Below are 21,243 nucleotides of genomic sequence, written 5' to 3' on the forward strand. Positions count from 1 at the left end.
CCCAACCCTTCTGCCAAGACCGGTGTCCGGCTCTGGCGCGCCTCCCGCCCACGCCGGACGAGATCGACGCCTGGCGAGCCCACCTCACCGAGGCCGGGCGCGTCCAGCCGTTCGATCAGCTCACTCCCTGAACGACCACGAGCCGGGGCGGGTCACAATCTGGCGCCGGCTGTGGCGTCGATCACCCTGCCGGTCACCCCAGCGGGGGTCGTCGGAGGCGAGGAGCGCTGTGATGTCGGCGATGTCCTCGGCGCCCGACCCGGGCCCAGCGCTGCCAGTGATGCGGCGTGGGCGTGGGCTTGCGGGTCGGCGCGGAGCCATCCCGGGACCCGCCCTCATCGGTGCTGCTTCGAGTCAGCCGAGGCTGCCCTTGACGGGAGCGAACGCGACGTGCACTCGGTCGGCCCTGCGCGGCCGGCCCCGGTAGTCCGGCGTTGCCTTGAACGCCACGGCCAGTACGCCGCACACGGTCTTGGTGTCACGGTCGAAGATGCGGACCTTGTTGCCCCTCTTGACGGCCCACGCAACGCGGGCCTGGATGCACGTGCCGTCGTTCCTCTGGTCCGACATGCGGCCCTTGACCACCTTGGTGGACTTGGTGCCCCAGGCGACTCCCCAACCCCGGCGGAAATCGAACCGCCTGACCTTGGCGGCGCTCGCTGAGGCCTGCCCGACGGCGATCTGTGCGCTGCCCGCGCCGGTGTCCGCGTTGGCGGTCGCGGGGGTGACTGCCAGCGCACCGCCGACCACCGCGAACGCGGCGGCGGTGGTGAGGAGACGGGTCTTCATGGGTTGCGAATCCTTCAGTCGAACAATCCTGAACCAGGGCAATCTAGATGATCAAGATCGTTCGTCGCATGGAGATCATCAAAGTCCGGCTACCGGCACTGATGTGGCAGCGGAACGAAACGCCCGAGCGGGTGCGGGTTGGTGTGCCTGACCGTTCCGGATCTTGTCGCTTGGAAGGGACTGCGAGCTGATCGGCGCCCGCAAGAATGATCGTCATCGTTGGCGGGGCTGTCGGCCCTCACGTGATCTCGTAGCCCGGGCTGTCGAACCGGTTCCAGTCTGGCGGTCTCCGTTGCATCTGTGCCATCTGGGCGCGCACTTCCTTATGCGCCTCGGCGGTCGTCCCCGCATCCGTGTCGGTTGAGGCAGCCAGGCGTCACCGCATTGGTCAGGCGAGGCGGTCGGGAAGCGGGGCGAGATCGTAGTTGGCCCAGACGAAGGCGTCCATCTGGTGCTGGTCGCCGGACAGGTTGAACACCCGATCGACCTTGCCGTCTGTGTTGAAGTGCCACACCAGGGCCCACAGGGTGTCCACCTTGCCGGTTCCCTCGGTGGTCCAACCGCGGTGGATGTCGACCACGTACTCGTCGTTGGCCTCCAGGAACAGCGGTTCGGCCTGGAACCCGGCCTTGCCGAGCTGGGAGAAGAAGGCCGCCACCTCCTCCACTCCGCGCTTGGTGCCTGCCAAGGGGTGATGGCCGGGGATGGTCCACTCGATGTTTTCGGCCAGAACCGTCCGCATTCCGGCCAGGTCGTTGGCGGCGTACGCGGCGAAGAACGTCTCGATGGCCTGGATCTTTGCATCCTTGTCCGGCATGGGATCTTCCTTGTCCGTGCATGGTGATCTTGTGGTCGGGCCCATCATGTGATCCAGCCGAGCATGACGTCCAATATCAGCCTTCATAACCGGTTGGAATAACCGATCCCGGCACGGCGTCCCACTCCGCGGAGATGGCGGAGGTACGCACCCATCCGCAGACGCCCCCAAGGCATTTCGCTGCCGCCCGCTGGCCCGCAGAGTCCGGAGTTCACTGACCCTTCTCCAGGCTCTGTCGTCCTTCTCCATGGATCTATGCCAGTCCCGGCATCTGAAGCCAGCCCGGGAACATCGTCCGGGTCGTCCGGCTTGAGGCCTCCATCAGCCATCACATGGTCCTTGCGTTCCGCGAACGCAGCGGGCGCATGTGGTGGTCGTCGCGACGTCCCTCGGCTGCCGCAGGGCGTGGTCAGCGGGCGTTCACTGTGCGACGGTTTTGCGCGTGCGCTTTAGGTTAGGAGCCGATGCCGAAGGCGATCGCCATCGCCCAAAAGGCGCCTGGCATCGCGAGCCGTTCAGCGGAAGATTCCTCGCTGTCGACAGCGGTGTGGGCTGGGGTGGACGGCGCGTACCGAATCTTGACGGTCGTGCCAACCCGCATGTCTCGGAATCTGCTGGAAGCGACTTGGGCTTCCACCCGCCGACCGGCTGCTGTGGTGAAGGCGACGTGCGCTCCGTCGATGAGCCTGCCGTCGTAGGTGCTGAGAATCGTTGCCATCGTGATCCGGGAGTTCTGTGCGCGCGCCATCTCCCCACGGACCACGGGAAAGGCGGCCAGACAGCCCAGCGCCGCGAAAAGGGCGCTGATCCCTGCGATGACCTGGGCTGGTGTACCGATCTGGACCGGCGGGCGATCACTCATACTGAAGCGGCCAGCGTTTCGCGTCACATGCCTGCGCTGAACCCACGCCATCCACGCCTGCCAATGCCTGTGCATGTGGGTTAGACGCATCCTCCACCGCGTTGGCGGCCCCGATGGCCCGGGTCCGGCCACGCTGCTGAACGTCCTCCAGCTCGATTCCGGTCGCCTCTACGAAATCTTGGTGGCCGACGGGCGGTTCTGCTGGTCGCAGCTGGTAGGTCGGTTGACCAGTGGGCGAGCACCCTTCCACATAGCCGGTCCAGCGGTCTTCGGCCTCGGCCCCAAGGCCGCCATTCGGTACGCCGACTGCGCCGCGCTTTTGGCTTCCACAGCAGTGGAACAAGATCCCGCCGATTCGAGCGAACCCAAGGGCCAAACCCGGGGGACATGACGAGCCAAGGTTGAGGTTGAAAAACCTTCGGTACGTCGAATCTCTGGGAGACTAGCGGGCCCGGTCGCAATCGCAGAATCCAAAGGATCTATCTCTGACCTGCGGCGGTACTGCGTTTGTGCAGGCCGGACGGTTGAGGCGGCGCTTCTGTAGGTAGGTTGTCTCGTCATGCTCAAAACGCGCCTGGACCTTGACCGGATCCGCACGGCTCGCCGTGTGATCGACCCGATGTTTCTGGACACTCCGCTATTCCGGTGCGACGCCTTGGGGCGCCCGCTTGGCTGTGCGGTGAGCATCAAGCTGGAGACGGCGAACCCGGTCCGCAGCTTCAAGGCCCGGGGTACCGAGCTTGTCGCGAGCCGACTGAGCGACCAGGGCCGGGCAGCCGCGGTGTGCGCCAGCGCCGGCAACCTCGGCCAGGCGCTCGGATGGTCAGGCAGCCGCCGTGGCCTCGACGTGACGGTCGTGGCATCGCGCCAGGCACCCGCCGCCAAGCTCGATCGGATCCGCGCCCTGGGCGCGGAACTGGAGTTGGTCGACGGCGACTTCGAAATGGCTCGTGAGCGCGCCGCGAGCATTGCCCGCCAACGCGGCATCCGGCTGGTCGAGGACAGCCGGGACATCGAAACCTGCGAGGGCGCGGCGACCATCGGCCTGGAACTGGCACGCCAGGCGTCCTCCTTCGACGCTGTCCTCATCGCCCTAGGAGGCGGCGCGATGGCCACCGGCGTGGGCCATGTCCTGAAGGCACTGGCGCCCGGAGTCGAGGTGATCTGCGTGCAGCCCCACGGCGCACCCGCGATGACCCGCTCGTGGCACCAGCGCCGCGTCATCGCCACCGACTCCGCCGACACCATCGCCGACGGCGTCGCCGGTCGATACCCCATCCCCGCCGTGCTGGACGACCTGCTGAAGGTCGCCGACGATGCCGTCCTGGTCCAGGAGGCGTCCATCATCGCGGGTATGCGGATGCTCCTGGAGCATGCGGGCCTGGTCGTCGAACCCTCAGCGGCCCTCGGCGTCGCTGCCATCCTGGAGGACCCTGACCGCTTTGCCGACCGCCACGTGGTCACCATCATCTGCGGCAGCAACGTCGACCTGAACAACTATCACCAATGGGTCCGTCCCTAACCCGCAGGTCCCTGGGGCAGTCGAGACGAACCATTAACGATCACGAGCCGCCGATGCCACGACAGTCCACGCCCAGCCAACGTGAGACCCGTGAGGCCCAGCTCGCTCCGCTCCGGTGATCTTGGCAGGTGCGCGCACATGCTGCGATCGGGAAGTATTCGTTCCGTGCTGTCGCCTCAATGACGAGAAGACCATCTGGCTGACGACCGTGCGACCCGACGGGCAACCCCAGACACCGCCCGTCGGATTCCTGGGGGACGGTACGCGGTTCCTGATTCTCAGCCGCCCGGGTGCGCCGAAGGTCCCGGAACCTCCAGGGCAACGCCAAGGTCACGCTGCATCTGGACACGGAGCAAGAAGCCGAAGACGGCGGGGTTCTCAGCATCGAGGGAGTGATGTGCGCTGAGGGAATCACCCCCGAAGAGGCCTTCGCCGAGTACTCCACCCTCACCCGAGTCATGCCCGCTCGCGTCCGCGCTTACTGAGCGGCCACTCACGCGACGAGCGTGGGTGCCGCCGCGGCTTGCCAGGACGGGCTGAGCCCTCACTTCTCGTTGCAGTGAAGGACCTACTCCCGAGGCCGGACGGGCAAAAGTTGTGAGGAACGACTGTGAATCCCTGCCTTAGAGGTACTGACAAGGTGTTCGCGCAGCAGGCGTCGGTGTAGCTATGGACCGGGCAGTGCGGGGAGTACTCGGTTTGACACCCGCAGGGCGGTGACTCATGCGGCCGCGACGCCTCCACACGCCGTCGCATGCAGGGTCGCGGCCGTGACCGCCGTCGTCGCCACGACCTCTCCCGAGCTCAAGGACTGGAGGGACTCCGTCGCGTCGATCACGACCAGCGCGTCCCTCCGCCACCGCAGAACCTCCGATATCGACTAGGCGGGCCAGGTGGCCATCACCTGCCATGGCTGGTGGCGGCGTTGGTTCATGCTGGGCGCCTGGAACGGGAGGTAGGGGTCCAGGCGCCCAGCGTTTTTCCTAGGGAAGGGTGTAGGCGCGGATGGTTTCCTGAGAGAGCACGTTGCCGGCGGTGTCTTCGGCCTGGACTTTGAGGGAGACCTTGCCGTGGCCGCGGAGGCGGGTGGAGTAACCGTTGCGGGTCTTACGGAGGAACGTCTTCGTCCAGCTGGCGCCGTCGTCGTACGAAACTGCGAGAGACAGGCGGCGCAGCGGGGTGGTGGAGCCGTCCTGGTGGCGCACTGCCAGGTTCAGGGTTCTGGAACGTGCGCGGTTGTTCAGGCCGAGGTCGGCGTCGTAGTCGATCTGGAGGAGCGGGACGACGGCGGTTTCTGTTCCGGAGGGGCGGGCGGAACGGAAGGTCCAGGCCGTCTTGGTACGCGTTGACAGCCGGGCCCATGAGGCGTGGTTGTCGACGTCGTACTCGATCCGGTAGGTCTCCTCGTCGGGCGGCAGGTTCAGGCTGCCGGTGGGCAGGTGGATGGTCGAGGCGATCAGCTTCTCGCCCTGGTACACGCGGAAGGCGGTGGCGAAGCCGCCGGGGAAGTTGCTGGAGTAGGCCCTGGAGAAGTTGCCTGCCGCGTCGACGAGGCCCACTCTCATGCGCAGCCGGTCGCCGGTCCGGGCGATGGGGCTCAGGGGGTTCAGGCCGCCGGTCAGGGGTGCCTTGAACCAGGTGCGTGTACGGCGTTGACCGGGCAGATGTGACAGCCAGACGGATTCGTCGAGCTGTACGTAGGGCGTGTCCTCGTCCGGGAAGAGGTGGTTGTACGGCTCCTCCGGTGTTGCGGCGCGGGCCGTCCACATGGTTTCCGGGTCGGCGGAGAGGTATTCGATTCGTGAACGGGGCGCCCCCGTGAACGGGAACGTGTAGGCCGTCGAGAGGCTTTCCCATGGACGGCGGCTATACCGTCCAGTGCTCATCGTGGCGAAGCCGTAGTAGTCGTTGCGGACCCGGGCCAGGTCCCGCGTGCGCGCCACATAGTGCAGCTTCTTCGGGATCTGTTGCTTTTCCGGGTAGAGCAGCTCGTACATGTACGGGCTGCTGACCACGCCCGCAGCCGTGACGGTCACGGGGGCGCGGGACAGGAGCGCCCGACCCTCTTCGTGGGAGAGCCGCACTGTGGGGACGGTCAGTTTGATGCCGCTGCCGTTCGTATCGCCGTTGACGCCGGGTTTGTCGTTGTAGATCGCGACCATCCGTGCTCCCGCGGCCGCGGCCCGGTTGGACTGCTCGGCCACGGAGACGCCGTCCGATCTGCGGATCAGCGCGAGCCTGCCGCGGAGGTCGGCTCCGGGGCGGTCGCCGTCGGCTACGCGGAGCCGCGTCGTGCCGTTCAGACGCGGATACTGCGAGGAGACGTCGCTGAAGTAGACCGGGTTGACGTACTCGGGTGACAGCGTGAGGCCGGGAGCCCGCATCGTGATGGACGGGGCGTCCAGCCGCCACCGTGTGTAGATCTCGAACGAGCCGGCGCGGACCCGCGGGGCCGGCTGCATGAACACGCGTTCCTCAAGCTGGGAGCCACCTCCCATGAGCACGCCCTGGCTCGTCGCCGGGCCCTTCTGCGGGGTGCGCGTCCACATCAGATGGCTCAGCGCCCCGCGGTTGCGCTTGGTCACGTGGTCCGGTGTGTCGATCTTCACCTCGTTCGCCCGGCGCGCGTCGAGCACGAGATCGGTGTCCTCGGTGATCTCGATCTCCGGATGCCCGACGAAGCTGCGGTTGAGCGGGGTGTCCTGCGCGGTGCTCGACTGCCACGGCGGCATGGTCTCGATGACACCCGTGATCGAGTACGTCCCCGGTGGGACGCGGATGCAGCTGCTGCCGTCCCAGGAGGCGTCCGTGCAGGGCAGATCCGGGTCGCCGGGCAGCACACGGCGTGAGCTGCCGCGGGTGCCGTCCTTGACGTCGAACACGTTGTACGTTCCACGCCCCACGCGGCCGTCGCGGGCGATGCCCTTCACCCGGATGGTGACGAGTCCGTCCGATGCTCTCGGCGCGGGAACGGCCGGCCGGCGCCCCTCGTGGAGCGCGGTCACATTGAACGACGCGGGATCGGCGGAGGTCTGGTCATCGGGGACGACGTACAGGTCACCGTCGGTCTGTGTCACCGAGAAGGCGGGCGTGTAGCCGTCCTTGCGCGGCACGGCCGTCACGGCGGCCACCCCACTGGCCGACACGTGAACCTTGTCGCCGGTCGGGAGCGTGACGTCGTACGGCTTGCCCGCAGTCGTCTGGGCGGGCTCGGCCGACGCGGGTTTGGCCAATGCGGACTTGGCCGACGTGAAGGCGGTGGCCTCGGCCGACGCGGGGGCGGTGAAGGTGGTGGCCAGGGCGATGGCCGAGCCCACCGCTGCGATGCCGCCCGTCGTACGTCGCCACATGGCCGTCCCCTCTCCGAAACCCGATGATGATCGTTCTAGCGGGCGTCCGCGCAGGTGGTCCAGGGACGACGGTGGCGGGAACCGTCATGACGTAAAGCCGCCAGCCCCCGAAAAGGGACAGTCAACGTCTAGATTCGCTGCATGTCCGAATCACGGCTCACCGGCGACTCCCGGCGCCCGGTGCTGGAGGGGCTCGGGGTGACCGCCGCCGAGGAGGCCGTCTACCGGACACTCCTGCGCGAGGGCCCCTCCGCGCTTGCGAGCTTGGCGCCGCGCGCCGGCACATCGGTCACGGCACTGCGACGGATGCTGCCCCGCCTTGAGGAACTCGGACTGGTCACACGCCTGGCCGGGCGCCCGCTGCGGCTGCTGGCCACCCCGCCGCACGTCGCGGTCGAGGCCCTCGTCGCCAGCCGCCAGGAGGAGATCGCCCGCAGCCGCGCGGCGATCGGCCCGCTCGTCGCCGAGGCCGCGCCGCATCCGGAGGAACAGGTGGAGGTCGTCAGCGGGCGGGCGGCGGTGTCCCGGCGCTACCTGCAACTCCTCCAAGGGGCGCGCGAGGAGCTTCTCGTACTGGTGCATCCGCCGTTCGCCACCGACGCGGCGGTGTCCAGCGACGAGCAGGAGCGGACGATGGACCGCGGGATCCGGGTGCGCGGCATCTACGGTCCGGACGCGTTCGACGAGCCCGGCGCACTGGAGTACGTCCAGCGGGCCATCGCGTCCGGGGAGGAGGCCCGCCTGGGGAACGTGCCGATCAAGCTGGCCATCGCAGACCGGCGCACCGCGATGCTCCCGCTGACCTCCGAACATGCCAGTTCGGTCGACAGTGCTCTGGTCGTCCACTCTTCCGCTCTGCTGGACGCCCTGGTCTCGTTGTTCGAGGCACTGTGGCAGAGCGGCGTCCCGCTGCCCGGCCACGACGCCGCCCCGGACGACGATGTGCTCGCCCTATTGACGGCAGGCCTCACCGACGATGCCATTGCCCGCCAGCTCAGCATCAGCACACGTACCGTCCAGCGTCGTGTTCGCGAACTGTGCGACCGCCTGGGAGCACGCACCCGCTTCCAAGCCGGCGTCCTCACCGCCTCCCGCTTCGCCCATCCTCACCCCGCCTCACCCGGCGGCGCCAAGCTGAAGACGGACGATAGTGCCCTCACCACAGGTGATCCTCGGTGAGGGCGGGTGACGAACGTCGTATCCAGGCCGAGTGACCGTCTTCTGTCGCGAGGGATTTCTACCGGGTCATCCGCTTTTGTCGATGGGCGATGGGGCCACGGACTCGTCAGCGTCCTCGAAGAGACCCGCTGGGCGGCGAAAATGGCCCATTGCTCGCGTGTGAGAGAGTGGATTCATGCCCTTGAGCGCTTATGAACTCAGGACTTCGGTCGCCGTGTCCGACATTCAGAAGGCGGTCGCGTTCTACGAAGGCAAGCTGGGACTACAGGTGCTGGAGTCCGGCCCCAGCGCCAACATCGACGACGGCAGCCGTGTCTATGGTTCTGGTGGCGGGCCGGCGCTGAACGTGTACCAGTCGGTGACTGCCGGGAAGACCGCAGCGACACTGGCGACGTGGTACGTCGACGACATCGACCAGATCGTTGACGAGCTCGTCTCCTCCGGCGTCGAGTTCGTTCGCTACGACCAGTTCGAACACGACGCCAAGGGGATCACTGCTCGGGCCGGTGGTGGACGTATCGCCTGGTTCCAGGACCCAGACGGCAATACCTTCGCCATCGAAGCCGACGTCTGAGCCCCTATCGGCGATGCGGTGCCGCCGGTGGCAGCAGGGCCCCACCGGCGTGCCGCGTCGTTCAGTAGTACACGCGCCCCGTCATGATGGAGCCGCGAGTGCGTGAGGAGGACTTGAAGAGCACGTAGAACTTGGTGCCCTTCTTGACCTTGGCCCGGTTGAGCTTGATGGGCTTGCCCTTGTCCCTGGGCTCGACCGTCACGACAGGGCCCAAAGGCCTTCCGCCCTTCGCGAAGAGCTGCACCTTCATGGGAACGCCCTGCACGTAGTTGGCCTTGATCGAGATGTTCGCTCCGATACCCGACTTCGTCAGGGGCTTCTTGCTGTCCTTCGGGACGGTCCTGGTCCGGGGAGCCCCGCATGTCGGGCCGCTGCAGTTCACCCTGACCCCGAAGAAGTAGTCCTTCTGCTTGGCGGCCTGGACCGCGTTCGCATGCCCGTCGGGCACCGCAGCCACCGCGGGGGCGGCGCCCATAGCGGGAGCGGCGCCCATGGCGAGCGTGAGTGACAGACCGCCGATGACGGCCGTCCGCGAGACGATGGACATCTGAACCATGTGACTTCCCTTCTCCGCCCACATTGCGTGATCATCTTCATGGGCCGAGATGAGCATCCGCCAGGCCCCCTGGCACCCATCGTGACTGGCACCTGGCTCCTAGAGGTGCTCCCCGTACGCCAAGAGCCAGGAACAGCGGGGATGAGCACCACCGACCACCACTGCGGGGGATCTCAGAGCCATCGGTAGTTCTTGGGACCCATGGGGCGACTGAGAAGATAGACCCTGCGCTTCTACCAGGCAGGATCGCAGGTTTGCCATACTCCGTCCTGGCTCATCCTTCCCCGCAAGATTCCCGTACCCCTGGAGAGACCATGGCCCGTGCATCCACTCGTGTCGCCTCCGTGCTCGTCGCGGCCGGCGTCGCGACGGCCACTCCCTCGATAGCCTTCGCCGCTCCACAGGCCCCCACCACGCCGAAGGCCCCCGCCGCCGCCCAGGCGCCGACCGCCGCGAAGCACAACTGGAAGATCCTCTGGGAGCCGCCGTCCGACGAGGCCACCGCGGCGGCTTACTGGAAGACCATGAAGATCAAGGGCCAGAAGCAGAAGAAGAAGAACTGGTGCGGCCCGGCCGCGGCCGCAAGCGCCCTGAGCTACCACGCCAAGGTCGGTGGCGGCACGCAGGCCTCCCTCGCGAAGAAGATGGCCACCGACAAGATCGGCTTCACCTCGCCGATCGCGATGGGCCGCGAGATGACCAACTACATCAACAAGGCGTGGAAGACCAAGGGCACCAAGTACAAGGCGCACCGGAACGTCAAGAACTACAACCTCTGGAACGCGACGCGCTACGCCTACGCCCGGGGCCAGGGTCCGCTCATCCTCACCGTCTACGCCAAGAAGAGCTGGTACCCGAAGGCCGGCAAGGCGGTCGCCCACTACGTGGTGGTCTACGGCTTCGACGACACCACCAACTGGGACGACTCGACCTACCTGATCTGGGACCCGGCGCACGGCAAGCGCAAGCTCAAGCCCACCAAGTGGGAAAAGATCGCCTACGCCGGCAAGTTCGTCGTCGTCTGGTGAGACTGCCCCTCGCCCGAGCCAACCGAGCCGGGTGACGAACGGCCCGTCGCCATGACGAACGGCCCGTCGCCATGACGAACGGCCCGTCGCCGTGACGAACGGCCCGTCCGCACGACGAAGCGGCCCGTCCACATGATGGATGGCCCGTCCACGAGGTGGTGGACGGGCCATCCGTCATGACTGGGGTCCGGGCGTGCGTTCCGAAGGTCGCCTGCGGCCCGCTCACTGGCCCATGGCTCCGCATCGAGGCATGTCCGCGCCCGCATGCTCGCGGGGACGGTTCAGGCGTTCGAGAGACTCATGCGCCGCGCCCAGCCCAACGGCGACGGCAATGGGTGGTCAATCCGATGTAAGGCTCGGTGTTCGAGAGAGGCAGATGGGCGGGCCGGCCTTTGCGGGCCGCCCGCCCTATCTGATTTGTGCTACCTGGAACGCGGGCACTTGACCCGCGGGTTGTGGGTCGAGAAGTTCCCGTACGGGTTCTTCAGCCAGGCCCACACGTGCAGGTCGTAATGGACCGGCATGCCGGGTTCGTGGCCCAGCATCGGGCCGTCGAACCAGTAGTGGCCGAAAAGCTTCGGGCGGTCGCCGCCGGTGTGGATGTCGTTGTCCCTGTCGATGAAGAGGTATTCCACCGCCGCCAACTTCAGGCCCTTACGGCTCGGGGCGTAGACCAGTGCCTCCGGTTCGAACGGGATGAGCCTCCTGTCCACCCGGTTGGCCTTGACGAAGTGGTAGCCCATTCCCGGTACGCACCCGCCGGCCAACCTGAATCCGTCGGCCTTGGCCTTCTCCACCGAAAGATACTTCTTTGTCCATTCCCGCACCTTGTGTATGGCGGCCTTGTCGTCGGGCGGGTCCGCAGACGCGGTCCCCGTCACGCCGAAGCTCGCTGCGGCCAGCGCGAGCGCCATCACAGTGGCTCGTTTTCGATGCTTCATCGGTCCCCCTCAATTTTCGATATGGCCCATATTTGATCTGCCAGAGGCGCGGGGGGCTATCCCAGGATTCTGGGATAGCGGGGCGAAGCCTACGATGGATCGGTGAATCGAGAACTGCTGCGCCGGGTGCGAAGTGAAATCGAACGTTTTGGGCGCTCCGACCTTGATTGGGTCGGCTTCGCGACACAGGTGAGCAAGGCGTTGAATCGCCTTGTCGTGTTCGACCGCTGCCGCTGGTACACGGTCGATCCGGGAACCCTGTCATTCACCGGAATCCTGGCCAGAAACATGCGCCGTGCAAATTCAGGATCCGGCGATGACGAATTTCCTCCAGAGGACCTCAACCACTGGTCATGTCCCGACCATCGGACGCCGACTCTTTCCGGGGGCGAGCTGCGCGCGTCCTGCGTGATTGACGGAGTCTGCTGGGGCGCGACCGCATTCCTCCGGGGCCCGGAGCGCCCCCGCTTCGGCGAGGACGAGGTGCGGGCGCTCGCCGCGCTCTCTGAGCCGATCGCGGACGGGCTGCGGCGCACCCTGCTGATCTCGTCGGCGATGGACGCCACCCCGAGCGATGGCCTCCCGGGCATCGTGGTGTTCGACGAACGGGGCGGCGTCGAGTCGATCTCGGCGGCGGCCGAGCGCTGGATCGAGGACATGGTCGAGATGCCGCCGCCCAAGAGCCCGGCCGAATCCACGATGGTCACGATCATCGCGGCTCGCACCCGCGGGGGCACGGCGCTTCCGGCCCGCTCCCGCGTCCGGACCCGTTCGGGCCAGTGGCTCAGCCTGTACGGGACCAGGCTTTCCGACCACGGCGTCGCGGTCGTCATCCAACCCGCTGCGCCCCACGAGCTCGCCCCGCTCATCGCCCACGCCTACGGCCTGTCAGGCTCCGAGCGAAGGATTGCCCGACTCTGCCTGACCGGCCTGTCCACGAAGGAGATCGCCGAGGCCCTGCATGTCTCGCCTTACACCGTCCAGGACCACCTGAAGTCCATCTTCAGCAAGACCGGCACCCGCAGCCGCACCGAGCTGATCGGCCGGGTCTTCCTCAAGCACTCCGCGTCGCCCTTCGAAAGCCTCGATGCCCCGATTCCAGCCAGATCGTTTTTCTGAAAGACCCTCTTCCATAACGTCAAGGGCTGCCACAGGACCCCGTTCGGCAAAGCCAACGGCACCGTTGTCCGCCAACCCTGCCGGCGGAGCACGGGCGTTAGGCGCTCTACGGAGACCACCTTCTGACCGCCGACCAGCCGCCGCATTCCCCGCGCCAGTGGAAACGCTGGTGGCTGGGTATCGCTCGCCGCGCGATAGCCGTTGTGCGAGCTCGACCGCGTCGACGGCCGCCATGCCTGGTCCTACGAATCAACCCTTGAAGCCGAAGTAGGCTCCGACGATTGGTCAGCCGAGGAATTCGAAGCCGAACACCTCCGGCATACGCCGTGCGCTCCACAGCATGGCGCCGCCGCTACGAGGACCAGCAACAAGTCGGCTGATCCATCGCTGCCGAGGGCCGCATCCAGCCGTACGTCCTTAAGGGCGCCGCCAGCGGCCGTCCGCCCCGCGCACGCGGCCTGTCCCGCCCAGTCCCGCCGCATAGCCAGCCCACAGCTGCCCGCACCTGCGGGCGGCCCAGAAGCGACGAACAGTTCATCCAGGTCTAAGGCACCGGGGGCTGAAACTGGTGTCTGGTGGCAAGGCGATTCCTACGCGTTGCGACACCAGGGGTCAACCAGCGGAGGGGTACCTTCAATGGGTTCCTACGGTCAAAGTCGAGCGCTGCATGGACGACAGGCCAGCCGAGCGCTTCGAAGATTTCACGGTCTATCTGATAGGTGAACCATCGCAGCCACGGGACAAGAATGAGCAGCCACCCGACAAGGAGCAGACCGACTCCCAAGACGTTGCCCCAGCCAGGAACGTCGGTTTGGAAATTCGCCAGCGACATGGCGATGACCAGGAAAGCGAGCAAAGCCAGGAACGCGAGCCCGAGCCTACGAAAAGTACGAGGGTGGATCTTGTAACCGGCGCAGATTTCCGCCAGGGCCGCGTCCGCGTCTGCAGATTGCAGCGTGTGGAACTGTGGCCCGATGATCAGCACGAGGCTTCCACCGCGTTCCCGGAGGCTGACCCCTGTCGGCGACCAACGTGCTGTACGCCCTGCCTCGACCTGGGGCGGACTCATGTCGAACGCAGCCGCAACCCTGCGGGCCGTCGTGCTGATCTCATCAAGTTCCACGCGAGACATGATCGCAACAATCGCGGTCGTTCACGACTGTGGCCACTTGGACCAGGCTCGGCAGCAGACAATTGCGGAGCTTCAAGCGTCCGGCCACCTTCCAAGCGACTTCGGCTGCTGACAAGGCCGCCCGCGCGGGCGTGCCCGTGGTGTTCGTCGACCTCGCCTACACCTCCCAGATGTGCGCCGACTGCGGCCACACGACAAACGGAACCATGTCAACCGCGGGGGCGGCAGTCATCCGTCCCGGCCCCCCACCTGAAACAGGCACGGGCCAAGACGCAGCATGCACCTGGCAGCAAGTCCGAGACGTAGCCGCAAGCTCGGGGCTTCAGCCCTGAGAAGCTGACAGGTCGAGCATCAAGGCGCGGTGGTCTGATACTTCGGGTTCGGTGACGATCTCGAACTGCCGGACAGCGGTGGGCTCGGATACCAGCAGATAACTGGCATGGCGGAGTGGTTTGGGATAGCGGGAGGTCCGGGTGTCGGCGTCCCGGACCAGATCGACCAGCCCGAGCCCTGCGAGGACCTGGAACGTCTCGCTGTCGGGCAGCAGGTTGAAGTCGCCGCACACCACCGTCAGGTCACCGTCCTCGCGCACGCCGGTGATGAGGTCCGCGAGCCGTTTGGCCTGCGTACGCCGAGCCGGAGTGTCGCCCTTCCCACGTGGGTCTCGCAGGCCGTGGATATTGACGACGGTGACGAACCGCTGGGCCTGGCGGTCGAAGACACGCACGGCCTGAGCGGCGCGGGGGCGGCCACCGGCCGGCCATTGGTCTTGGTGTTCGACGTAGTCGCCGTGTACGAACGCGGATCGCGTGCCGACGATGGGCAGTGTCTCGGCGACGAAGGCCGCCAGTCCGAAATCCTGCTGATGCCAACGGCCTTCCTGGTCGCGGACCGGGCCGGCGTCGCTGGCGGTGAAGAGCCCGTGGTGACGGGGGAGCAGCGAACGAATGTCGTTCAGGAGGTCTGCTCGCTGTGGCAGCGACCGTTCAGCGTCGTCGAAGCGTGTCCAGCCGCCGACGGCCGCGGTGTGGGTGACTTCCTGGAGGCAGAGGATGTCGGCGCCGCATGTGTCGAGCCAGCGGGCGAGTTCGTCGAACATCGCGCCGCCCCAGGCGTTAAGAGAGATGATCCGCACAGGGTATGAACCTAATGGCTGTCACGTAGTGGTGGGCCTGACCGCTGAGCAGGCGGCCCGCGCTTTGGGGCGTCGCAGCGAGCGCCCCGCGTTGACCGTGCCCAGTTGGTGACACGGATGCTCGCCCTGTGGGTGACTCCCTTGATCACACAGTCGGTCAGGTAAGCATGAACGTGGAATATCACACAGAGTTGCCTTTTCTCTGGTCGCGGACCTGAGCGTGGTCGACGAGATCGCGTCCGTTCGGGCGGGATCTCACGACGTTGCGAGTGAGCTGATGAACCAGGCGTTGATGACGCCGGTGGGCCCGGATGCGACCAACACGCGGCCGTCTGGGGCACGCTCTGGCAGCGAACCTGGCGAACGGTGAGGTCGCGTCCAGGACGAGTCCCGGATCGGCCGCGCTGACCAGCGATGCGCCGGTCAGCTTGCCCTGGTCCAGGGTGAGAAGGCATGCCGTAGGCCTGTCGCCTCCGGCGGCGACCAGGCCGCACGCGTCTGGGGAGGATGGGAGGCATAGGCCGGCAGACGGCCATCTGCGTCTAAGGCGACCGGTCCGGTCGCCCCGCCGGCGTTCAGCACGACCTTGCCCGTGGCCGCCTCGGCCACGGCCGCCGCGTGAGCCACCGGGGCTGCCACCCACGATCAGCCGACCATCACCGCTTTGGGCGACGCGGACGAAATCCATCTCGAACGCGTCTTCCGGTTCATCGCCGCCGCTGGTCAAGAGAAACTCACGATCACCTGCGAACCGTCGGGACTGAACAGCGCCTCGACCGCCGTGGCCTGCTGTGCCAGCGAGGGCACCAGGTTGGAGGCGGCATCACGGCCCGAGGTGACGGTCTCAATCTCGGGCGTAAGGCTGAGCAGGAGCACCTCGCCTTGATCACTGTTGCTCGTCGCGCCCGACCCGGCCAGCAGCAGGCCGAGGTCATGGGGACAGGCCGCCACGCTCACGTAGAAGTACTTCCCGAGCTGACACAACCGGCGGTGCGTGGCGAGCGCGTGCCAAGGCCGGTGGTCGCCTGCTTGCCACTGTGCCCACCAACGGTCGGGCATCGGGCGAGAACGAGCAGGCCAAGCCCGCAGTCGATCAGCGACCTCGGCCACGCCGGCGTCGGGCATCCCCTCGGCGAGCCGGCAGATCTCCAGCCACACCGACTTACCCGGTTCGGCCTCCAGGACGGCATAGCAGTCGGTCATTAGTGATCATCCTGCCCACTGGACATCTTCGCTTGGCGGCGAAGCGTTCCTCCCGACCAAACAGCGGGAACCGATGACCATGCGCTGGTAAGGATCGCAATCACTGCGAGTACGTCCAGGTCGCTCTCGGTAAAGGGACACGTCCGTTCCGCGCCTGATGGATGTCACGACGCCTGTTCAGGTGCGGTATTGGGGCCCGTTCAGTTGCGGCATCGTGTCCGGTAGGCGGCTGTGGGCGGCTCGTCTTTAACGAGGCCGTCAAAGTTGTGCGTGCGGTGGAGGCGACAGGCCGCCGCGGGATCGACTGAGCCTTTGTAGTCGACTGCGAAGACGGCCTTGCCCCGATCGATGAAGACGTCGAGTTCTGCACACTCGTCGAACTCGGCGCATTCCTCAGGCAGCGCCCAGTCGAACACGTCGACCAGCGCAGCGGCCGAACCGGGCTGGTCGTGACCGTTCTTCATGCCCACCGACAGGCCCCTGGCGTGCGCCTGCGTGGCGACCTCGCGATACCAGGAGTGCTGGTCGGCCAGCGTGATCGCAAAGCCCGGGTCGTTGCCGAGCGGGTTGTTCTGATCCGGTTCCACCCCGTCGCAGCCCATTCTCTTGGCCAGGTCGAGCCGGGCCCAGATGACCTCGGCGAAGGCCCCACGTGAGGATGCGCGGATGTCCAGCCACCGCTCGCCGTCCCAGCCGGTGTCCCAGCCGATGACCGAGCCGGGAGCGGGCGGACGGGGCCGGTTCGGCAGTGCGGCCACTCGCTTCCGGTGGCCGGGAAACCTGTGAGCGTCGGGCCGGTAGTGCTCGTAAGCCCCGGTGTCGACGTAACAGATCACGATCGGCCGGGGCGTCCGGGCGTGCAGTGATTCGACCATGTGGGCCAGCGGACCCGCCGGAACCTCGATCACCTCGCCGTCGGGGTACCGTAGCCGCGATCCCGCCGGGGCCAGATCGAACAGGTCGAGGTCGTACATGGCGCGGCGCGCGGACAGGTCGTACGGCTGATCGATCTGCCAGTCCCAGTCCGAGACCTGCCCGGGCGCGGGCCTCCACCAGCTCGACCCCGTTCGTGGCGCCGGATCGTCCTCCTGTGCGCACCCCACCAGCGCTGCAGCGACCAGGATGACAAACCCGATAAAGCGCCGTATCACGCCGCCCCCTTTGAAAAACGGCTCGATCATCCTGGGACGCGGGCGAGCCTCATTCCGCTCCCATGCAACGCGACTGGCGGTCGGCCTTCTGATCCTCCTCGACCCGCAGCATCCGGTTACCAGCAGCAAGGCGGTGTCCCAGAGTGAGGATCACGATCTACGGCTGAACGCACGAGCCAAGTCACGGAGTGCGCTGGCACCGTTGCCGAGCAGCGACGGGTGGGTGTCTGGCGTCGGCCGTGGATGTGTCGCCGTGGCTACGGCCGGACGCCAACACTTCGCCGGGCCAGCCGTTCTGTCATACGCATGGGCGCAGTCAGACTCAGCTTGAATCTACGTTGTCCAATGGCCGCCTTCGCCCGCCTCTCCGGGAACGGGGCTGTGGACGAGCGACTTCTGCGAGTGCTTCAGCAGAGTCCTGGGCCATGAACTTTCTGGCCTCTGTCCTGGTCTCCCGTGATTGCAACCTCATCGGGTCCATGGCACCTGCACGATCGACTCCGGGCGTAGTGGCCACTCAGCGGTGGTGAGGCTGAGCCGGTCGTCGTAAGGGAACCGGTCGTCCTCATCGCGTGGCAATGCGCTGCGGACGAAACAGCGGTGCAGGAGTAGTTCCCGGCGCTGGTCCAGCGGACCATCGTCGTCGAGTTGGTCAGCCGGGCGTCGCGGAGGGTCCTCACCGATGTCCACCTCGCCGTCCCAGTTGAGGTGCAGACCCTCCTCGTCGGAGTAGAACCGGTGGAAGCTCGTTCGCCATTGCGAGTTGGAACCCCAGCCGTGCGACAGGTCACTGGTCGGACGAGGCTCGCGGCGGGAGGCGAAGTACAGCGTCGAGGTCGTGGCCACTGCGGCGTCGATCAGGTGTCGCGGTGCCCGCACTCGCACACCGGCCCGGCTGAACAGCAGGTCACCGAACCAGAAACCGGGCCACAGCACCTCCTCCAGCGTCACGTGCGTCGCGCCCGGATCCTGCACCACGGCGAAGATCTCGTGGTGGAACGGGGAGAACGCCTCGGCATGCTCGAAGGGGGTCAGCCCGATATCAGTGAAGAACTTGGTGTGCACAGCCAGCCCGTCGAACTCCAGCCTCCGAAATCCATGCCAGCCAGGAGTGGCGTTGACCCGCCATCCGCCGAGCTCCAACCTGCGGGTGCTGCTGCTCTCGATGACAGGACGCCCTCCGGTGACACCGAACCCGGCGGGCGGGTCCCCCTCCGGGCAGAAGATTTCGATCAGGTAGTCGCTGACCCGGCTCAACGCGTACAACTTCATGATCCGCCATAGTTGTTCGTCGTCCCCGGTGTACCCGCCGGCGGGTATCCGCTCCCGCCTGCGCAACGGCGCCAACTCGGCCAGATGGTCGGCCGCCATTCGCTGCTGACCGACCAGGTACCGCTGACGCCCACCGACGTCGTCATGGTGGTCGTGCAGCTCTTCGTACAGCCGGCGGAAATAGCCCCAGTCGAGTTCCATGGCGCGATCGTGACCCAGCCGTTCCACACCGGCAACGACATTTCCTCGGACACGGCCTTGGGGAGCCATCAGCAGCCTGGCGGCCATCGGCGCCGCCCGCCGCGCCGCATGCGTGCGCGGGCTCCGCACGGCCAGCAGTTCGCGTCGGCCGGCACTGGTCCCCGCGGGGGCGGCTACAGGGGTCTTCTTGGGACGCGGCCAGGGGACTTGCGGAGTTTGATTCCCGAACCCCCGGTGTTGATCGCTTTATGGGGATCGCGCTGCTTGTTTCGTGGTCGTGGCGGTACTGCGCCATGTGGTTGGGAAGCATGACGCCCGAATCCGCGGGCGAATGAACTGCGAGCGCCTTGTCCTGCCCACGTGATTGCCCGGAGCGTCCGCGAAAACTGTTCGCCTGTCCTAGACGGCCCGATGCAGCATAGAGAAAGCGGCGGCGTGGGAGGGCGGGTGGCGGTGCTAGGGGTACAAGGTGGCTCCCGGAACGGCCCGTCGCCTCGGAAGCGAGCGGTTCTGCTGGCACTGCGCCACTACTGCGAGGTGCTGCGCCGTCAGTGGCGGATCTCGCTTCCGGCGTTGGCTCTGCCGGCGCTCGGCAACACCTGCCTGCTCTACCTGACACCGCTGATGGTGGCTGCTCTGGTAGGGCATCTGGCCGACGGCGGGGAGAGCGACCTTGCCGCGCTCCTGCCCTACGTCCTTGGCTTCGGTGGCCTGATGCTTGCGGGCGAGGCGCTGTGGCGAGTGGGGTTGCACTTTCTCAACCGGGTGGACGCCCGAGGGATCGAGTCGCTCGGCATCGCCGGAATGGACGAGTTGTTCGCCAAAGACCCCGCGTTCTTCCATGACAACTTCGCCGGCTCACTGACCAAGCGGATTCTGAACTTCTGCAGCGGATTCGAACACTTCGCCGACACCCTCACTTTCTCGATCATTGCCAACGTGATCCCGCTTACCTTCGCATCGGTGATCCTGTGGCGTTACCACCCGGTCCTGGTCCTGGTGCTCGTGGGACTGATCGTTGTCACCGGCTTTCTCATCACCCCGTTCATCCGCCGCCGGCAGGCATTGGTGGACGAGCGCGAGGCGGCCAAGGTACGCGTGTCGGGCCACGTCGCCGACGTCATGGCCAACATGGAGACGGTGCGTGCGTTCGCCGCCGAGGATCGGGAGGCCGCCGAGTTCCGGGTCCGGGTCGCCGAGCAGTCCCGGCTGTCGCTGCGCTCCTGGGACTACGCCAACCTTCGGGTCGACACGATCGTCGCCCCGATGTCGATCCTGACCAGCATGCTGGGGCTGCTCGTCGCGGTGGCACTACGAGGCGGACTCGGGGTTGAGGCCATCGTGGTGACGTTCAGCTACTACACCAACGCCACCCGGATCATGTTCGAGTTCAACCAGGTCTACCGGCGGATAGAGAGCACGCTCACCGAGGCCGCGCAGTTCACCGAGTTGCTCCTGAGTCCGCCGACCGTCGTTGACCCGCCCGACCCTCAGCCGTTGCGCCAGGCCGACGCGGCGGTCCGCTTCGAGCGGGTGCTTTTCGCGCACGGCGACGGCCCGGCCCTGTTCGATGGGCTGGACCTGGAGATTCCCAGTGGCGCCAAGGTCGGCTTGGTGGGCCGGTCCGGCGGCGGCAAGACGACCCTCACCCGGCTGCTGCTGCGCCTCATGGACGTCGACGGCGGCCGGATCCTCATCGGCGGCCAAGACATCGCCCGGCTGCGCCAGGCCGACCTCCGGAGCCTGATCGCGTACGTGCCGCAGGAACCCGCGATGTTCCACCGGTCAGTGCACGACAACATCGCCTTCGCCCGGCCGGGTGCGACCAAGGCCGAGGTACGCCAGGCCGCGCAGGCGGCACACGTCACCGAGTTCGCCGAGAGCCTTCCGGACGGCTTCGACACGCTGGTGGGCGAACGCGGCGTCAAACTCTCCGGAGGCCAGCGGCAGCGCGTCGCTCTCGCCCGCGCCATCCTCCGGGACGCCCCGATCCTGCTGCTGGACGAGGCGACCAGCGCACTGGACTCCGAGAGCGAACTTCTCGTCCAGGAGGCTCTGTGGCGCCTGATGCGCGACCGCACCGCACTGGTCGTCGCGCACCGCCTGAGCACGGTCGTCCGCATGGACTGCCTGGTCGTCCTCGACCGCGGCCGCGTCCTTGAACAGGGTTCCCACCGGCAACTCCTTCAAGCCGAGGGCCCATATGCCCGTCTATGGCACCACCAATCCGGCGGCTTCCTCACCGACGAAGCCGCGCCGGACACCCCCGACGCCGCGCCGGACACCCTCGACCGCCGCCCGGCATGACCGAAAATCACCTTCGCCGATCGGCTGGTGCGCCGGAGCGGCCAAAAGACAGATAGCTGAGTGTTCAGAGTAAGCGAGGGCCAAGGCGACCAGCTCGCGAACGTG

At 66.8% G+C, this 21,243-nt stretch carries 19 protein-coding genes; 8 read left to right on the forward strand and 11 right to left on the reverse strand.

Annotated features, from left to right (window positions below):
- Positions 1 to 354: 354 nt before the first annotated feature.
- The 3 genes from F8566_RS19195 to F8566_RS19205 form a co-directional block, all read right to left on the reverse strand.
- A complete protein-coding gene (locus F8566_RS19195) occupies positions 355 to 789 on the reverse strand; it encodes a hypothetical protein (RefSeq protein WP_151561660.1) in 435 nt (144 codons plus the stop codon).
- 388 nt (positions 790 to 1,177) lie between these two features.
- Positions 1,178 to 1,606, reverse strand: coding sequence for a nuclear transport factor 2 family protein (locus F8566_RS19200; RefSeq protein WP_151561661.1), 429 nt, complete (start codon positions 1,604 to 1,606; stop codon positions 1,178 to 1,180).
- Positions 1,607 to 2,060: 454 nt separating this feature from the next.
- On the reverse strand, positions 2,061 to 2,468 hold the full coding sequence (locus F8566_RS19205) for a DUF3592 domain-containing protein (protein WP_192809747.1): 408 nt from the start codon (positions 2,466 to 2,468) through the stop codon (positions 2,061 to 2,063).
- 559 nt (positions 2,469 to 3,027) lie between these two features.
- On the opposite strand from F8566_RS19205, the gene F8566_RS19210 reads away from it, so the two are divergent.
- Together F8566_RS19210 and F8566_RS51315 are read left to right on the forward strand one after the other, a co-directional pair.
- Entirely contained in the window at positions 3,028 to 3,990 is a 963-nt protein-coding gene (locus F8566_RS19210) for a threonine ammonia-lyase (protein ID WP_151561664.1), read from the forward strand.
- A gap of 290 nt (positions 3,991 to 4,280) precedes the next feature.
- Complete coding sequence (locus F8566_RS51315; protein WP_225993336.1) at positions 4,281 to 4,475, forward strand: hypothetical protein; 195 nt, start codon at positions 4,281 to 4,283, stop codon at positions 4,473 to 4,475.
- 498 nt (positions 4,476 to 4,973) lie between these two features.
- Here F8566_RS51315 and F8566_RS19220 read toward each other — a convergent pair whose 3' ends face one another.
- A complete protein-coding gene (locus tag F8566_RS19220; protein ID WP_151561667.1) occupies positions 4,974 to 7,340 on the reverse strand; it encodes a PA domain-containing protein in 2,367 nt (788 codons plus the stop codon).
- Between the two features lie 141 nt (positions 7,341 to 7,481).
- On the opposite strand from F8566_RS19220, the gene F8566_RS19225 reads away from it, so the two are divergent.
- Complete coding sequence (locus tag F8566_RS19225) at positions 7,482 to 8,519, forward strand: helix-turn-helix transcriptional regulator (protein ID WP_151561668.1); 1,038 nt, start codon at positions 7,482 to 7,484, stop codon at positions 8,517 to 8,519.
- A 175-nt stretch (positions 8,520 to 8,694) separates the two neighbouring features.
- Positions 8,695 to 9,093, forward strand: coding sequence for a VOC family protein (locus F8566_RS19230; protein ID WP_151561670.1), 399 nt, complete (start codon positions 8,695 to 8,697; stop codon positions 9,091 to 9,093).
- A 61-nt stretch (positions 9,094 to 9,154) separates the two neighbouring features.
- Here F8566_RS19230 and F8566_RS19235 read toward each other — a convergent pair whose 3' ends face one another.
- The gene (locus F8566_RS19235) at positions 9,155 to 9,649 is read right to left on the reverse strand and encodes a hypothetical protein (RefSeq protein WP_151561671.1); all 495 of its coding nucleotides are present in this window, start codon (positions 9,647 to 9,649) and stop codon (positions 9,155 to 9,157) included.
- 314 nt (positions 9,650 to 9,963) lie between these two features.
- On the opposite strand from F8566_RS19235, the gene F8566_RS19240 reads away from it, so the two are divergent.
- Positions 9,964 to 10,677, forward strand: coding sequence for a C39 family peptidase (locus F8566_RS19240; protein WP_151561673.1), 714 nt, complete (start codon positions 9,964 to 9,966; stop codon positions 10,675 to 10,677).
- Between the two features lie 422 nt (positions 10,678 to 11,099).
- On the opposite strand, the gene F8566_RS19245 is transcribed toward F8566_RS19240, so the two are convergent.
- The gene (locus tag F8566_RS19245) at positions 11,100 to 11,591 is read right to left on the reverse strand and encodes a hypothetical protein (protein WP_151561675.1); all 492 of its coding nucleotides are present in this window, start codon (positions 11,589 to 11,591) and stop codon (positions 11,100 to 11,102) included.
- A gap of 129 nt (positions 11,592 to 11,720) precedes the next feature.
- Here F8566_RS19245 and F8566_RS19250 point away from each other — a divergent pair, with 129 nt between their 5' ends.
- The gene (locus tag F8566_RS19250) at positions 11,721 to 12,737 is read left to right on the forward strand and encodes a helix-turn-helix domain-containing protein (RefSeq protein ID WP_151561677.1); all 1,017 of its coding nucleotides are present in this window, start codon (positions 11,721 to 11,723) and stop codon (positions 12,735 to 12,737) included.
- Between the two features lie 544 nt (positions 12,738 to 13,281).
- Here the strand turns inward: F8566_RS19250 and F8566_RS19255 are convergent.
- Complete coding sequence (locus F8566_RS19255) at positions 13,282 to 13,860, reverse strand: hypothetical protein (RefSeq protein ID WP_151561679.1); 579 nt, start codon at positions 13,858 to 13,860, stop codon at positions 13,282 to 13,284.
- Positions 13,861 to 14,009: 149 nt separating this feature from the next.
- Here F8566_RS19255 and F8566_RS52995 point away from each other — a divergent pair, with 149 nt between their 5' ends.
- A complete protein-coding gene (locus F8566_RS52995; protein ID WP_404800320.1) occupies positions 14,010 to 14,201 on the forward strand; it encodes a hypothetical protein in 192 nt (63 codons plus the stop codon).
- On the opposite strand, the gene F8566_RS19265 is transcribed toward F8566_RS52995, so the two are convergent.
- The 4 genes from F8566_RS19265 to F8566_RS19285 form a co-directional block, all read right to left on the reverse strand.
- Positions 14,192 to 15,004 carry an endonuclease/exonuclease/phosphatase family protein gene (locus F8566_RS19265; protein WP_192809748.1) on the reverse strand — a complete coding sequence of 271 codons (813 nt, stop codon included), beginning with the start codon at positions 15,002 to 15,004 and terminating at the stop codon, positions 14,192 to 14,194. The two genes, F8566_RS52995 and F8566_RS19265, sit on opposite strands and share 10 nt — an antisense overlap.
- A gap of 723 nt (positions 15,005 to 15,727) precedes the next feature.
- The gene (locus F8566_RS19270; protein ID WP_151561681.1) at positions 15,728 to 16,207 is read right to left on the reverse strand and encodes a hypothetical protein; all 480 of its coding nucleotides are present in this window, start codon (positions 16,205 to 16,207) and stop codon (positions 15,728 to 15,730) included.
- Between the two features lie 200 nt (positions 16,208 to 16,407).
- A complete protein-coding gene (locus tag F8566_RS19275; protein ID WP_225993323.1) occupies positions 16,408 to 17,358 on the reverse strand; it encodes an endo alpha-1,4 polygalactosaminidase in 951 nt (316 codons plus the stop codon).
- Positions 17,359 to 17,826: 468 nt separating this feature from the next.
- Entirely contained in the window at positions 17,827 to 18,831 is a 1,005-nt protein-coding gene (locus tag F8566_RS19285) for a hypothetical protein (RefSeq protein WP_151561685.1), read from the reverse strand.
- 447 nt (positions 18,832 to 19,278) lie between these two features.
- Between F8566_RS19285 and F8566_RS19290 the strand changes: the two genes are divergently transcribed.
- Complete coding sequence (locus F8566_RS19290; RefSeq protein ID WP_225993324.1) at positions 19,279 to 21,138, forward strand: ABC transporter ATP-binding protein; 1,860 nt, start codon at positions 19,279 to 19,281, stop codon at positions 21,136 to 21,138.
- The last annotated feature ends 105 nt before the right edge of the window (positions 21,139 to 21,243 follow it).

The sequence above is a fragment of the Actinomadura rudentiformis genome (assembly GCF_008923185.1).
In the GTDB taxonomy this organism is placed as follows: Bacteria; Actinomycetota; Actinomycetes; order Streptosporangiales; family Streptosporangiaceae; genus Spirillospora; species Spirillospora rudentiformis.

What these genes read in the sequence shown, in the direction of transcription:
- F8566_RS19195 (WP_151561660.1), bottom strand. Translation starts at nt 789, where the DNA reads ATGAAGACCCGTCTCCTCACCACCGCCGCCGCGTTCGCGGTGGTCGGC.
- F8566_RS19200 (WP_151561661.1), bottom strand. Translation starts at nt 1,606, where the DNA reads ATGCCGGACAAGGATGCAAAGATCCAGGCCATCGAGACGTTCTTCGCC.
- F8566_RS19205 (WP_192809747.1), bottom strand. Translation starts at nt 2,468, where the DNA reads ATGAGTGATCGCCCGCCGGTCCAGATCGGTACACCAGCCCAGGTCATC.
- F8566_RS19210 (WP_151561664.1), top strand. Translation starts at nt 3,028, where the DNA reads ATGCTCAAAACGCGCCTGGACCTTGACCGGATCCGCACGGCTCGCCGT.
- F8566_RS19220 (WP_151561667.1), bottom strand. Translation starts at nt 7,340, where the DNA reads ATGTGGCGACGTACGACGGGCGGCATCGCAGCGGTGGGCTCGGCCATC.
- F8566_RS19225 (WP_151561668.1), top strand. Translation starts at nt 7,482, where the DNA reads ATGTCCGAATCACGGCTCACCGGCGACTCCCGGCGCCCGGTGCTGGAG.
- F8566_RS19230 (WP_151561670.1), top strand. Translation starts at nt 8,695, where the DNA reads ATGCCCTTGAGCGCTTATGAACTCAGGACTTCGGTCGCCGTGTCCGAC.
- F8566_RS19235 (WP_151561671.1), bottom strand. Translation starts at nt 9,649, where the DNA reads ATGGTTCAGATGTCCATCGTCTCGCGGACGGCCGTCATCGGCGGTCTG.
- F8566_RS19240 (WP_151561673.1), top strand. Translation starts at nt 9,964, where the DNA reads ATGGCCCGTGCATCCACTCGTGTCGCCTCCGTGCTCGTCGCGGCCGGC.
- F8566_RS19245 (WP_151561675.1), bottom strand. Translation starts at nt 11,591, where the DNA reads ATGGCGCTCGCGCTGGCCGCAGCGAGCTTCGGCGTGACGGGGACCGCG.
- F8566_RS19270 (WP_151561681.1), bottom strand. Translation starts at nt 16,207, where the DNA reads ATGACCGACTGCTATGCCGTCCTGGAGGCCGAACCGGGTAAGTCGGTG.
- F8566_RS19285 (WP_151561685.1), bottom strand. Translation starts at nt 18,831, where the DNA reads ATGGAACTCGACTGGGGCTATTTCCGCCGGCTGTACGAAGAGCTGCAC.